Here is an 11876-nt window from a genome sequence, read left to right on the forward strand (position 1 = left end):
AGATGTCCCATGAGTGCATTCAATAGCGTAAACAACCACTGCCTCGGCAAGATCATGGCGTTGACCGAGACGACCGATGTCGTTGCATCGGACGATATCTACGACAGCCAGGGGGTGAAGTTGTGGGCCAAAGGTGGCAAGATTTCCGCCTGCCTGCAGGAGCGACTGGCCAGTCGCAAGTTGCGGAAGCCGCTCGAACTCACCCTGGAGGTTGAAAACGGCATTACCACCGGTGACGTGGCTGACGATTGCCAGAGGCTCATTCTGGCCAACCCGATCCTGTGCCATCTCTCCAGTAGCAAGGCGGCCCTGGCGGCCCTCTCACATCTGCGCCTGGTTCGTTTGCCAAGCGCCCTGAAGCTGCTGCTGGCCGCGGCCTACGACAACCGCGGCACCCATGAGTACAAACATGAGTTGCACACCATCGCGCTGTGCGCCGGTTTTGCGGCGTATGCCCAGCTCTCGTCCCTGGATACCGAACTGTTGCTGAGTGCGGCATTGCTGCATGACCTGGGCGTCCTGTACGTTAATCCTGATTTGCTCCACTCATCCCGGCAGTTGACGGCCAAGGAGTGGGCGTCGGTGGCGGTTCATCCGAAGGTTAGTCACATGGTTGCGCTGGAAATCGGCAAACTGCGTGATGAGGTGGGCCTGGCGATTGGCCAGCATCACGAGCGGCTCGATGGCAGTGGTTATCCCTTCATGCTGACCAAGGAGAAGATTTCTCCGATCGGTTCGATCCTGGCGGCCGCCGATGCCATGGCTGCAATCATTGAGCGCGGCGGGGAAGGGGCGGCCAATAAGGCGACGCTGGCGATCCGGCTCATTCCGGAAGAATTCGACCCGGTACTCAAGACCTACATCTGCACGTCGCTGCGGGACTTGGCTGCACCGTTCGGCCACGGCGACCAACCTTGCTATGAGCAGACCCGTGAGGTCGTGTGCAAACTCGATCAGGTTGAGGCGAAAGTGGGAGAACTCCTGCAGAGCGCTGCGGGCAAGGTGCATGATCTTCTGAAGATGGCCGGCAATGTCTGCCACAACGTGCGCAAGGCGCTGCGAGCCACCGGGGTGGATTTCCTGCTGCAAAGCTATACCCCTGGCGGCGAGGGCGCATTTTGCGGCGAGGTCTATCACATCGTCCATGAGACCGGCTGGCGCCTGCGCAATATCTCCCGTACGCTGCAGTTGCGGGCGGATGCCCTGGCATTGGATGAACAGGCATTCCTGGCGCCGTTGATGTCCATCCTGGAGTGGACTCCGGACACTCCGCAAGAAACCTTAGTGGTTCCTTGATGCTGCTTGGGTTGTTGTCGTGATAAATCCCGGCAAGATACCCTGAGACGCTTCAGAACTTGCCGCTATCCAGGGTGGCGGTGATCTCCGGCGTCACCCGGTCGAAAGCCAGGATCCGCTTGCCCTTGTGATCCTTCAGGAAGTCGTCGGCATCCGCCTGGCTGGCGAGCGGCACGAGTTCGTGGCCCATCGGTCCGAGCACATCGGAACCGATGACATACAGCGCCTTGCGCGCATCCATCCGTTCCAGATTGTAGAAATCGGTGACGTGGATGCCGGCTATGTCTTCCTGGCGATGATTCGGCGCGTACTTGGGCAGATCGTGCAGGAATTTGAACATGTCCTTGGCACCGTCGAAGAAGTGGGCGTGCCCATCCTTCCATACGACGATGGCAATCCAGTTCGGATACTTCGAAACGATCATGCCGCAAACCGGGCAGAGGTCTTTCGGACCCGGTTTGGGTGCGGTCTGGGCAAAGGCCGGCGCGACGCAGAAGGCGAGGCCGGCGATGACGAAATGACGCCGCTGCATCAGCCCTGCTTCTGCTGCATGGCGCGCTTGCGGCGCTCTTCGCGATTCTTGCGGATCATGCTGGCATCGCTGGCCATGTCGAGATAGGACTCGCGCAGCGCGTCGTCGAATTTGGCCAGCGTGCCGCCATGTTTCGCCTGGAATTCCTTGGCGATGTCAGCCGAGGCAAAGGAGTGCTTGCTGCGCTTGGTCATCGCGTGCTTGAGATCGGCACCGATCAGGTAGAGCAGTTGATCGACCGGCAGCAGCGGGCGCGGCTCGATGTTTGAGCCGTAATCCGGTCCCCAGATGGTCTTCGGTTCGCGGTCGATGTTCAGGCTGAGGCTGAGCGACAGGCAGTGAATCGAGCAGGTGCCGTCGACCAGATCGTCGGAATACTGGACCAGCATGCGGGTACGGTGATGTTCCTTGCGGTCCATGCCGCAGTAGGGGCATTTCGGATATTTGGCGAGTTCGTTGTCCAGCGGCTTGCTATTGGCGGCTGTTTTCGGAATGAACTGGTTCGGCGTGCCATCGGTGGTGCAGGCATTGGCGCTGACCTGTGTCGAGGTGGCGGCGAAGCCGGCGAGTGCGGAGATTTTGAGAAGATCGCGGCGTTTCATTTTTCTCTTCCTGTGGCTGTTTGGTAGCTTCCAAATATTAGCGCTCGATGATGTGTCGGCGCTGCGGCAAAGTGTCGCAGTCAGCCCCGCAGCCTCGGCGCGATCTTGCCGAACCGCACGAAGGCCGACAGCATCGAGGGCAGCATGCCGGCACCGAAGGCCAGCATCAGTAGGCCGCCCTCCAAGAACGAGGGCTCCTTGGTCGCTTTGACGGCCTGCGCCATGGTCATCGCCAAGCCGTACGAAGAAGGTGGAAACCAGTCCGCCGCACATACCGAGGCAATGGCCGCTGCCGAGCGGTCCGGTCATGAAGGCGAGCCAATAGGAAACTCGGCGATGGCTTGGTGGTGACTGTGGTCAATAACGACGAGACTGCCAGACAAGCGGCTGCTTAATCACGCGGACTAGGCAAATTCGGCGAAATTGGCCGATGACAATTGCCTGACCGACCGGCTGTGCGTCAATTAGCCGCACGACCAAGGTGGTAATTGCTTCTAGAATCGCCGCCTTAAAAACAACCCTGTCCAGGTTGCCGTCAGCATTTCATGGCCAGCGCAATTACCTGTCTTTATATCGAACACATCGGTGAAATCCGGCGTTTTCTGGCGCGCCGGATTTGCTGTGTCGAGGCCGCTGCCGAACTGGCGCACGAGGTCTTCATCCGCTACATGTTTGCCGCGCCAGCCTCGCCGATCGAGAACCCGCGTGCCTTTCTGTTCCGGATCGCCGGTCATCTGGCGACCGACCATTTTCGGGCCAATCCGGTCAAGGCGGGGCAGTGGGTCGATATTGCCGAATGCACCGAGCTGGCCTCCGACTATCCGGCGCCCGAGCGCTTTGCCATGGCCCGCCAGGAGCTCGATCGGCTGCGCCGGGCCATCGAGGAGTTGCCGCCCAAATGCCGGGAGGTCTTCATTCGCCACAAGTTCGACGGCATTCCGCAGGCGACCCTGGCGCGGGAATACCGGGTCACCGTCAATGCCATCGAAAAACATCTGGTGCGCGCCCTGGTCCTGCTGCGCTTGCGGGTCATGCCGGCATGAAGCGTGATGCTACCGATTTTGGCGCTCCGGCCGGTGCTGGCGAGTCCGACCAATTGGCCGAGGAAGCTGCCACCTGGTTCATCCGCTTGCGCCAGCCACGGCTCGCCGATCACGAACGCCAGCGTTTCCAGCGCTGGCTGGCCTCGTCCGAGCGGCATCAGCGGGAATACGCCAGCTTCGAGAAACTGTGGGGGGCTATCGATGGTCTGGCGCGGCCGCGGCGGCGCAAACAGCGTTTGGCCGGCGGAGCGTTTGCCCTTGCGGTGGCTGCCGTTCTGGCCTTGGTTTATACGGCGACTGGCGTCGACCTGCAGAAAAGCACCGGGATCGGCGAAACCGCCGAACTGCAGTTGGCCGATGGCTCGCACATCGCAATCGATGCGGATAGCGTGCTGCACGTCGAGTATTCGCTGTGGCGACGGCGGATCACGCTCGAGCGCGGGCAGGCCCTGTTCAAGGTGGCGCCTGGTCTGCGTCCCTTCGAGGTGCGGGCCGGCGAGGGGAGCTTGCGCGATATCGGCACGACCTTCAATGTCCTGGAAGACCGGGGCAAGGTGACCGTCTCGGTTACCGAGGGCGCCGTCGAGATCAGCCTCGACGCGCAACCGACCAAACGCCTGCTGAACGGCGGTCAGCAGGCCAGCTACCAGGCCGGCCGGATTTCCGCCAGTCAGGCCATCACGCCGCAGGCCGCCTGCGCCTGGCTGGACAATCGCTGGCTGTTTGCCGAGGCATCGCTCGGCGAAGTGGTACGCCAGATCAACCGCCAGCATGAGCGTCCGGTCAGCCTTGCCGACAGTGCGCTAGACCGCTATCGGGTCAGCGGCGTTTTCGACCGGACGGACCGAGCTGGTCTGCTCAAGGCGCTCGCCGCGATCCTGCCGGTCAGGGTCCAAGAGACGCCGGACGGTACCCGGCTGCGCCAGCGCTAAGCGCGGCAAAAATATTTCGGAATCGATGTCAGGGTAGCGCCCCTTTTTACGTCTTAAGCAATGTCGGACGTATTTGTCCCGTCACAAAAACATGTAACAGGGGGAAACTTCATGCACCAACCACTGCGCCTCGCGCTGCTGGTCGCCGCCATTCATTCCGGTGGCGCCATCGCCCAGGTCAAGCCGATTGACATCGCCGCCCAGAACCTGGGCAGCGCGCTCACGGCGTTGGCTACCCAGAGTGGCATCCAGATATTGTTCTCCGCCGACGAAGTCAAGGGCGCTCAGTCCGCTTCGCTGCATGGTCAGCTCGCTCCGGATGAAGCGCTGCGCAAGCTGCTCGCTGGCAGCGGCCTGGTATTCGGCAACACCGGCAAGGGCACCTATGTCGTCAAGCGTTCGCCTCCCGATTCGACCGTGATGCCTGAGGTCCTGGTCCGGGCGAGCGCCGAGCACGGCTACAAGGCCGAGAAAATTACGGTCGCCGGCAAGACCCCCCAGACGCTGCGCGAAATCCCCAATTCGGTGTCGGTCCTGACTCGCGAGCAGATGGACGACCAGAACATGATGACCACCTGGGATGCGCTATCCCAGGTCACTGGAGTCCAGGCGGTGTCGAACGACATTACCCAGGGCCAATACCATTCGCGCGGTGCCGCGCTGGAAGTCCAGCATGACGGTATCCCGTCCTCGATGCCGCTTTCCGGGTACCAACAATTTGATCTGCCGATCTACGAACGTGTCGAAGTGCTGCGCGGTCCATCCGGCGTGCTGCAAGGGTCCGGTTCCTTCTCGGGAACCGTCAATTTTGTCAGGAAACGCCCCAAGGATGCCTTTGCCGCCACCTTTGCCGGTTCCGCCGGGACGTGGGAAAACTACCGGATGGAAGCCGACGTGACCGGGCCGCTCAACGAAAGCGCCAGCCTGCGCGGCAGGGCGGTCTTCTCCTACATCGACCGCGACTATGTCTATAACCGGGTCCATGATCGAAAGTGGCTGGCCTATGGAACGCTGGATCTGGATTTCACGCCGACGACCACGGGCAACGTTTTCTTCGCTTACCAGAACAACGATTCGACCGGCTTCTCTGGGCTGCCCGCCTATACCAACGGCACTTTCCTGTCAGTGCCCCGATCATTCAACCCTTACCCGGACTGGAATCGGTCGGAGTGGGACACGCTTGACGTCGGCGGGGAATTGAACCACTGCTTCGATAGCGACTGGGTCGCTTCACTGAAGCTCCAGCGCCGCGATCAGGGCTTCTTCTTCAAGGATGGCTACCCGACGACGGGGGTCAATCCGGCGACCATGACGATTGCCAATTACGCGCGCCGGGAGTTCAAGTACGACTACCAGCACGATGGGATCGACCTGTTCGCCAGCGGTCCGTTCAAATTGCTCGGTCGCAAGCATGAGTTGCTACTCGGCGCCAATTACAGCCGCTATGAAAGTACCGGACGGGGCGCCAATCCGAACTCCTCGGGCAGTGCCTACCTCAATGTAGCCAACATCAGGCTCTCGGACCCTCCCGCCGTGCCGGAACCGAATGTCATCTACAGGGCCGGCAGTCAAAGCGTCACCAAGCAATCGGGGATTTACAGCAAGCTAACCCTGAGTCTGGCCGACCCGCTGAAAGTGATTCTGGGTGGGCGCTTCTCGAACTACGACTATCAGTCGCGCAACATCTCGCCGCACCCGACGCCGACCGACTGGACGCGGGGTGGCAACGCGAAAGGCGAATTCACCCCGTATGCCGGCGTGGTCTGGGACGTCACTCGGGACGTCACGTTATATGGCAGTTACGCCGATATTTTCGTGCCGCAAACCCAGCAGCGGGTCGATAACAGCATCCTCGATCCGCGCCTCGGAAAACAGGTCGAAATCGGCAGCAAGGTCGACTTTTTTGCGGGAAAGCTGGCCGTTACGGCGGCTCTTTTCAATATTCGCGATACCAACCGGGCGCTGGCCGACGCGGACAATCCAGGCTATTACGTCTCGGCCGGCGAGCTCGAAAGCAAGGGCTGGGAGCTGGAAATGGTCGGTCGTCCGCTGGCCCGCTGGGATATTTCGGCCGGCTACACGAACTTGACCACCAAGTGGTTGAATAATGGCTCGAGTACTGGTCAGCCGGTCAGTTTCTGGTACCCCAAGGAAATATTCAAGTTGTGGAGCAAGTATCGTTTTGGCGAAGGCTTGTTGAGCGGCTTCAGTGTCGGCCTGGGGGTCAATGGCGCGACCCAGTCGGCCAGTGGTGCCGCCAATCCGACGGTTGCACCGCGCCTGCAAAACGGCTATTCGGTGGTCAAGGCGCAGGTCGGTTACGCGATCGACAAGAACTACGCCGTGACCCTGGATATCAACAATCTCTTCGACACCAAGTACTACACCCGGCTTGGGGGAACGAATACCTACAACACCTACGGTGATCCGCGCAATGTGATGCTGACCCTTCGCGCCAGTTACTGATGGTCCGACAATTTCGCCCGGGAGTCATGCCTGCCGGGCGGTGACAGGAGATTTCGATGAAAAGAAGAACACTGCTCGGCGGTGCCCTGCTGCTGGCGATGGCCGGCTATGGTGCGGCGCAGGAAAAGAAGGATGCCGATGAGGTGCGCGTCGATGCTGCGCCGCTCGAGAACGAACTGGAAAAATACCCGCGCTGCGTGATCTGCAACATGGATCGTCGCCGTTTCCATTACGCCCGGCATCTGCTGGTTTATGGTGACGGCTTCGTGCAAGGCACCTGCTCGGTGCATTGCGTCGCCGAATGCATGCTGCGCGAGCGGCGGCGCGGCTTCACGGCGATTTATGCCCCGGACAACGGCGTGACCGCCAATCCCCGGCCGCTGGTCGAAGCTGCATCGGCTACTTACCTGATCGGCAGCGATCTGCGCGGCGTGATGACGCCGGTCAGCAAGGTTCCGTTTGCCAGCCGCGATGCCGCGCTGCAGGCCAAACTGACTTACGGCGGCGAAATCGGCAGCTTTGCCACGGCGATCAGCGCATCGCTGGAAGAAACGGCCAACAGTCTGCTTAAGCGTTACGGCAACGATCTGGAGCGGCAGCGGCGAAAGAAAGCTGAAGCGGCGGGCTGAGCCGGCTCAGTTTTTCTGCAGGCGCCGCGAGTGGCTCCGGTTATCGCTGTGGAATATCCCTCCAGACAAATGGGGTCAGCTCTTTCATTTGAAAAGCGCCAGGGCCTGGCGCTCGAAAGTAGCCTCGTCGGCCTCGCCAACGATCTTGCCGCGGACGATGCCTTGTGCGTCGACAAAGTACGTCGTCGGCAGGCCGACCACGCCGTAACGTTTGGCAATGACCGATGTTTCATCGAGCAGTGCCGGGTAGCTGAAGCCGACCTTATGGGCGAAGGCAGCGATGGTCGCCCGGTCCTGGCCGGTATTGATCGCCACGACTGCCAGGCCTTTATCCTGGTGGCGTCGATAAACCTGCTCGATGGCCTGCATTTCGCCGGCGCAGTATTTGCACCAGTCGGCCCAGAAACGAATGACCAGCGGCTTGCCGGCATAGGTGGCGGGGTAGGCGACCGGGGTGCCGTCGACGGCGACGGTGGAAAATTGGGGGGCCGGATCGCCGTTATTCAGTTTCATGTCCGGGTGGTCGCTACCGCAGGCGGTCAGCACGAACAACCCGGCCAGCAAGGCAAGAAGGCGCATTTCAGCGTTCGATCAGGATCAGATTGGAAGCCACCACAAACCAGGTCGCCAGTGCGATGAAGAGCATATAGCCGGCGGCCGCCAGCCCGGCCAGACGGCCCGACACGGCTGGAACAATGGCCTGCAGGCTGCGCACCCGGGCAAAGGCCTGCAGCGCGCCGGCGCCCAGGCCGGCCGCTGTGCCGGTAAAGAGCGGCACGTATAGCCAGTAGCCCTGATAGCTGTATTCCGGCTTGAGAATGCAGAATGGGCAGTGGTGATGCGGGTGCTCGTAGATGTAAAGCGAAATGAAGGACAGCACCCCGATGATGGCAACGATGAAGCCCATCGCGCTGCTCGCCGCCAGCAGATAGCCGCCGGTCCGGCTGGGGAGCCGCCAGTGCCACAGCGCATTGGCAATGGTCAGCGTCATCGTGCCGTAAAAGAGGAAGAGCGCTGGTTGCGCAGCCATCGCCGAGGCTTCGCTGGCAATCGTCGTCGCTTTTTCGGAAAACAGGCTGCCGCAGCAGGAGGTGATGACGTTGGCCTTGAGGCCGAGAAAGTACTTCAACTCCAGCCAGAAACTGACGATCAGCAGCGGGAGCAGGACCAGCAGCAGGGCATATTTGATCCGCACCAGCGGGTAATCAGGAGCGCGGGTGTCGACGTGGTTGATCGCCAGCCACATGGCGGCGAAGAAAAAAACCAGCATCTGGGTGATCAGCGAGGGAAAGCCATAGCCATTGACGTTCAGCGTGCCGACCGCGCACATGGCGCCGACGAACATCGCCGATAGCCGGTCGGCGTTGAAGACAAAGAGCAGCAGGGCGCCGAGTTGGGCAACAAAGACAAAACTGAGCAGGGTCGAGAACAGGTAGGTCTGGCGCTCCAGCCCGAGTTGCCGCTCGGCGCCGCTGCGGATGTCCCAGTGACGGATCACCCGGACGGCAAACGGCGCGGCGGCCGCCAGCATGACTACCGCAACGCCGGCGGCCATGAGCAGGGCAATGATGGCGGGCTGGAAAAGCATGCCGGGCTAGTGGTCGACCAGCATGCCGTCGCGCATGCCGACGACGCGATGCACCGCCGACGATTCGACGACCAGCGGATCGTGGCTGGTCAGCAGCACGGTTTTGCCGGCGGCCGTGAAGCCTTCGAGGATGGCCATGAATTCGCGGGAAAGCGTGGTGTCGAGATTGGCCGTCGGCTCGTCGGCGATGATCACTTCCGGATCGTTGATCAGCGCCCGGGCGATCGCCACGCGCTGCTGTTCGCCGCCGGACAGCCATTCGACCTTGGCATGCAGGCGGTGGCCGAGTTTCAATTGCTCGAACAAGGCGGTGGCGGCAGCGACCAGTTCGGCGCGCCGGCGGCCGGTCGGAAAGCCGGGCAGGATGACGTTTTCCAGCGCCGACAGGCCCTTGATCAGGTTGAATTGCTGGAAGATGAAACCGAAGCTCCGGCGCCGGATGTCGGTCAGGAAGCGCTCGGGCAGCCCGGAAATATCCTCGCCCTTGAAACGCACCCGGCCGCTGGTCGGCCGTGCCAGGCAGCCGACCAGCGTCAGCAGCGTTGTCTTGCCGGAACCGCTGGGGCCGCGAAAGGCGGTCACCTTGCCGGGTTCCACCGTCAGGTCGATGCCGTTGAGCGCCCAGTATTCGTTGGGCCGGCCCTGGTTGAAGGCCTTCTTGATGTTGGATAGTTCGATCATCGCATCACCGCGTCGGGGTCGGTAATTGCCGCCCGCCAGATCGGCACCAGCACCGCTGCCGTGTAGGGAAAGACCGTGAAGAAGAACAGCGTGGCGATCTGCAGGCCGTCGACCGCCGGCAGTAGCGTAAAGCGCGGGTAGAGCACCGACCAGCCCTTGAGCACCGGCTCGAAGATCGGCGCGCCGAAGTGGAAGACATGCACGTAGGCACCGATGAAACCGAGCAGGAAGGCCGTCAGCGAAATGAGCAGGCCTTCCCACAGCTTCATCCGGATGACGTCGCCGGTCTCCCAGCCGATGGCTTTGAGGATGCCGATTTCGCGTTTTTCCTCGGCGGAAAGGCCGGATGCCTTTTCCCAGGCGAGGATGACGAAAGCCAGGATGGCACCGGACAGTACGGTGAGGACGATGCCTTCGCGCCAGCCGAAAATGCTCTGGTAGGTGCGCAACACCTCTTCGCGCAAAATCGGGCGTGAATCCGGCAAGGCTTCCGAGAGTTTGCCGGCGATGTTGCGAACTTCCTGCGGATTGGCGACCGACAGCGCGATATCGGTGTAATGCCCGGCCGGATACTCGAAGAAGGAACGGAAGTCGTTTTCCGACAGCAGGATCAGATCGGCCGACAGCAGTTCGGAGTCGGGTGACAGCACGCTGGCGACCTCGAAGGCAAACAGCTTGCCCGAGTAGGAACGAAAGGAAATGGTGTTGTGCGCCTCCAGGCCGCGCTCGCGCGCCAGCGCCGCACCGACCATGATGTAACCGTCGGCGACTTCGGCGGCGGGGCGGGCCATGAAGGTGTAGTTGGCCTTGAGTACCGGGTCGTAGTAATAACCCCAGAGCCGCCCCTCCTTCTTCTGGACGCCCCGGATGCGGCCGATCTTGTCCAGATAGCCGGGCGGAATCAGGTCATGCCGGCCGGCCACCATGCGTTGCACGATGACTTCCGGCGAGCCGGCCAGCACAAAAGCCGCCTCGGTGCGCAGCGCGTTGGTGAACAGCGCCAGCGAAGCCAGCACGAAAACCAGCAGCGTGTAGGCGAGCAGCAGGCCGATATTCTTGGTTTTGCGGCGGGCCAGCGAAGCCAGCGTGAAATCAATCAGGTGTCTTTGTTTTTCCAGCCAGAGTCGCATGGGATTCAGTCAGGTGAGCGGGGGGCGGCAGCAGCGAGCCGGTCGGAAAATGCTCGAAAGCGCCCGGATGGTCCTGCAGGGCGGAGTGCAGATCGGCCTGCGAGGGGTGGCGAGTGTAGCGGGCCTCGGTGAACAGCGCGAGATCGGTCAGGCCAAGGCGGGCGACCAGATCCCGGGTCGCTTGCAGGCGTGGCTTGTGGCTTGTGGCGGCTTGCCCGGAGTGGACGAAAATCCCGCCGGCGGCCGCGCCGAGAATTGCCAGTAACAGAAAAGCCAGATTCGATGGGCGTCCCATCAAAGCAGCTTTTTAACCGTTGCGATGACCTTGTCGGTTGGCGTGCCGAGATCGAGTACGGCGGCCAGGTGGCCGGCCGGATCGACGACATAGGTCGCAACCGTATGATCGACCGCGTAGCTGCCGTCGGCCTTGGCCGGCTGTTTGCCGTAGCCGGCCCCGAAAGCCTTGGCGACTGTCGCGATCTCGGCCGGCGAGCCGGTGATGCCGGTCATCGCCGGGTGGAAGAAGGCGGTGTATTCCTTCAGGTGCTGCAAGGTGTCGCGCTCCGGGTCGACCGAAATCATCAGCATCTTGACGCGGCTGCGTTCTTCCGGCGCCAGCGCCTTCAGTACCTGACCACCGGCGGCCAGCGAGGCCGGGCAGACGTCGGGGCAATTGGTGTACCCGAAATAAACCAACAGAACCTTGCCGCGCAAGGCTTTCGAGTCGACCGGGCCGTCCGCCGACTGCAAAACGAAATCGGTGCCGGCCGGCAACTTTTTGTCCGATGCGTTCGCTTCGCTACGGAGCAACCACGCCGCGCCGAGCAGCAGCGCCAGGCCAACGGCAATCCCGATCAGGGCGTATTTTTTCATATGCTGACAGATGCTGAAAAGGCAGACTCGAAGTCTGCCTTTGGAATGAGTGGTGCCCAGGTCAAAAACGGTTGGCTGCCCCCATCAGCGCACCGCGCAGCGCG

14 protein-coding genes are annotated in these 11876 nt (G+C 61.6%); 5 read left to right on the forward strand and 9 right to left on the reverse strand.

Annotated elements, in window-relative coordinates; genetic code table 11:
• The first annotated feature begins 9 nt into the window (after positions 1-9).
• Positions 10-1296, forward strand: coding sequence for an HD-GYP domain-containing protein (locus ACLIKD_RS05840; protein WP_428827549.1), 1287 nt, complete (start codon positions 10-12; stop codon positions 1294-1296).
• Between the two features lie 52 nt (positions 1297-1348).
• Here the strand turns inward: ACLIKD_RS05840 and ACLIKD_RS05845 are convergent, their stop codons facing one another.
• From ACLIKD_RS05845 to ACLIKD_RS05855, 3 genes are all read right to left on the reverse strand, one after another.
• The gene (locus ACLIKD_RS05845; RefSeq protein ID WP_428827550.1) at positions 1349-1828 is read right to left on the reverse strand and encodes a nitrous oxide reductase accessory protein NosL; all 480 of its coding nucleotides are present in this window, start codon (positions 1826-1828) and stop codon (positions 1349-1351) included.
• A complete protein-coding gene (locus tag ACLIKD_RS05850; RefSeq protein WP_428828381.1) occupies positions 1828-2430 on the reverse strand; it encodes a nitrous oxide reductase accessory protein NosL in 603 nt (200 codons plus the stop codon). Before ACLIKD_RS05850 ends, ACLIKD_RS05845 begins: the two co-directional genes overlap by 1 nt.
• Before the next feature lie 80 nt (positions 2431-2510).
• Positions 2511-2654: a hypothetical protein gene (locus tag ACLIKD_RS05855; RefSeq protein ID WP_226419370.1), complete on the reverse strand. Its 144-nt coding sequence runs from the start codon at positions 2652-2654 to the stop codon at positions 2511-2513.
• A gap of 321 nt (positions 2655-2975) precedes the next feature.
• Between ACLIKD_RS05855 and ACLIKD_RS05860 the strand changes: the two genes are divergently transcribed.
• The 4 genes from ACLIKD_RS05860 (at position 2976) to ACLIKD_RS05875 (ending at position 7500) form a co-directional block, all read left to right on the forward strand.
• Positions 2976-3473: an RNA polymerase sigma factor gene (locus tag ACLIKD_RS05860; protein ID WP_428827551.1), complete on the forward strand. Its 498-nt coding sequence runs from the start codon at positions 2976-2978 to the stop codon at positions 3471-3473.
• A complete protein-coding gene (locus ACLIKD_RS05865; RefSeq protein WP_428827552.1) occupies positions 3470-4405 on the forward strand; it encodes a FecR family protein in 936 nt (311 codons plus the stop codon). The genes ACLIKD_RS05860 and ACLIKD_RS05865 overlap by 4 nt, the downstream gene beginning before the upstream one ends.
• Before the next feature lie 111 nt (positions 4406-4516).
• Positions 4517-6871 carry a TonB-dependent siderophore receptor gene (locus ACLIKD_RS05870; protein ID WP_428827553.1) on the forward strand — a complete coding sequence of 785 codons (2355 nt, stop codon included), beginning with the start codon at positions 4517-4519 and terminating at the stop codon, positions 6869-6871.
• 56 nt (positions 6872-6927) lie between these two features.
• The gene (locus tag ACLIKD_RS05875; protein WP_428827554.1) at positions 6928-7500 is read left to right on the forward strand and encodes a nitrous oxide reductase accessory protein NosL; all 573 of its coding nucleotides are present in this window, start codon (positions 6928-6930) and stop codon (positions 7498-7500) included.
• Positions 7501-7584: 84 nt separating this feature from the next.
• Here ACLIKD_RS05875 and ACLIKD_RS05880 read toward each other — a convergent pair whose 3' ends face one another.
• Genes ACLIKD_RS05880 through ACLIKD_RS05905 form a run of 6 tightly spaced genes read right to left on the reverse strand, consistent with a single transcriptional unit; the run spans position 7585 to position 11772 of the window.
• Positions 7585-8079: a TlpA family protein disulfide reductase gene (locus ACLIKD_RS05880; RefSeq protein ID WP_428827555.1), complete on the reverse strand. Its 495-nt coding sequence runs from the start codon at positions 8077-8079 to the stop codon at positions 7585-7587.
• A 1-nt stretch (position 8080) separates the two neighbouring features.
• Entirely contained in the window at positions 8081-9088 is a 1008-nt protein-coding gene (locus ACLIKD_RS05885) for a hypothetical protein (protein WP_428827556.1), read from the reverse strand.
• Positions 9089-9094: 6 nt separating this feature from the next.
• The gene (locus ACLIKD_RS05890) at positions 9095-9769 is read right to left on the reverse strand and encodes an ABC transporter ATP-binding protein (protein WP_428827557.1); all 675 of its coding nucleotides are present in this window, start codon (positions 9767-9769) and stop codon (positions 9095-9097) included.
• Positions 9766-10899: an ABC transporter permease gene (locus ACLIKD_RS05895; RefSeq protein WP_226419378.1), complete on the reverse strand. Its 1134-nt coding sequence runs from the start codon at positions 10897-10899 to the stop codon at positions 9766-9768. The genes ACLIKD_RS05890 and ACLIKD_RS05895 overlap by 4 nt, the downstream gene beginning before the upstream one ends.
• Positions 10862-11194: a hypothetical protein gene (locus ACLIKD_RS05900; RefSeq protein WP_226419379.1), complete on the reverse strand. Its 333-nt coding sequence runs from the start codon at positions 11192-11194 to the stop codon at positions 10862-10864. Before ACLIKD_RS05900 ends, ACLIKD_RS05895 begins: the two co-directional genes overlap by 38 nt.
• Positions 11194-11772 carry an SCO family protein gene (locus ACLIKD_RS05905; RefSeq protein WP_226419380.1) on the reverse strand — a complete coding sequence of 193 codons (579 nt, stop codon included), beginning with the start codon at positions 11770-11772 and terminating at the stop codon, positions 11194-11196. Before ACLIKD_RS05905 ends, ACLIKD_RS05900 begins: the two co-directional genes overlap by 1 nt.
• Between the last annotated feature and the right edge of the window lie 104 nt (positions 11773-11876).

It is taken from the genome of Azonexus sp. IMCC34842 (genome assembly GCF_050368855.1).
Lineage (GTDB): Bacteria > Pseudomonadota > Gammaproteobacteria > Burkholderiales > Rhodocyclaceae > Azonexus > Azonexus denitrificans_A.

Coding starts and splice junctions, on each gene's coding strand:
- ACLIKD_RS05840 (WP_428827549.1), top strand. CDS start 10: ATGAGTGCATTCAATAGCGTAAACAACCACTGCCTCGGCAAGATCATG.
- ACLIKD_RS05845 (WP_428827550.1), bottom strand. CDS start 1,828: ATGCAGCGGCGTCATTTCGTCATCGCCGGCCTCGCCTTCTGCGTCGCG.
- ACLIKD_RS05850 (WP_428828381.1), bottom strand. CDS start 2,430: ATGAAACGCCGCGATCTTCTCAAAATCTCCGCACTCGCCGGCTTCGCC.
- ACLIKD_RS05855 (WP_226419370.1), bottom strand. CDS start 2,654: ATGGCGCAGGCCGTCAAAGCGACCAAGGAGCCCTCGTTCTTGGAGGGC.
- ACLIKD_RS05860 (WP_428827551.1), top strand. CDS start 2,976: ATGGCCAGCGCAATTACCTGTCTTTATATCGAACACATCGGTGAAATC.
- ACLIKD_RS05865 (WP_428827552.1), top strand. CDS start 3,470: ATGAAGCGTGATGCTACCGATTTTGGCGCTCCGGCCGGTGCTGGCGAG.
- ACLIKD_RS05870 (WP_428827553.1), top strand. CDS start 4,517: ATGCACCAACCACTGCGCCTCGCGCTGCTGGTCGCCGCCATTCATTCC.
- ACLIKD_RS05875 (WP_428827554.1), top strand. CDS start 6,928: ATGAAAAGAAGAACACTGCTCGGCGGTGCCCTGCTGCTGGCGATGGCC.
- ACLIKD_RS05880 (WP_428827555.1), bottom strand. CDS start 8,079: ATGCGCCTTCTTGCCTTGCTGGCCGGGTTGTTCGTGCTGACCGCCTGC.
- ACLIKD_RS05885 (WP_428827556.1), bottom strand. CDS start 9,088: ATGCTTTTCCAGCCCGCCATCATTGCCCTGCTCATGGCCGCCGGCGTT.
- ACLIKD_RS05890 (WP_428827557.1), bottom strand. CDS start 9,769: ATGATCGAACTATCCAACATCAAGAAGGCCTTCAACCAGGGCCGGCCC.
- ACLIKD_RS05895 (WP_226419378.1), bottom strand. CDS start 10,899: ATGCGACTCTGGCTGGAAAAACAAAGACACCTGATTGATTTCACGCTG.
- ACLIKD_RS05900 (WP_226419379.1), bottom strand. CDS start 11,194: ATGGGACGCCCATCGAATCTGGCTTTTCTGTTACTGGCAATTCTCGGC.
- ACLIKD_RS05905 (WP_226419380.1), bottom strand. CDS start 11,772: ATGAAAAAATACGCCCTGATCGGGATTGCCGTTGGCCTGGCGCTGCTG.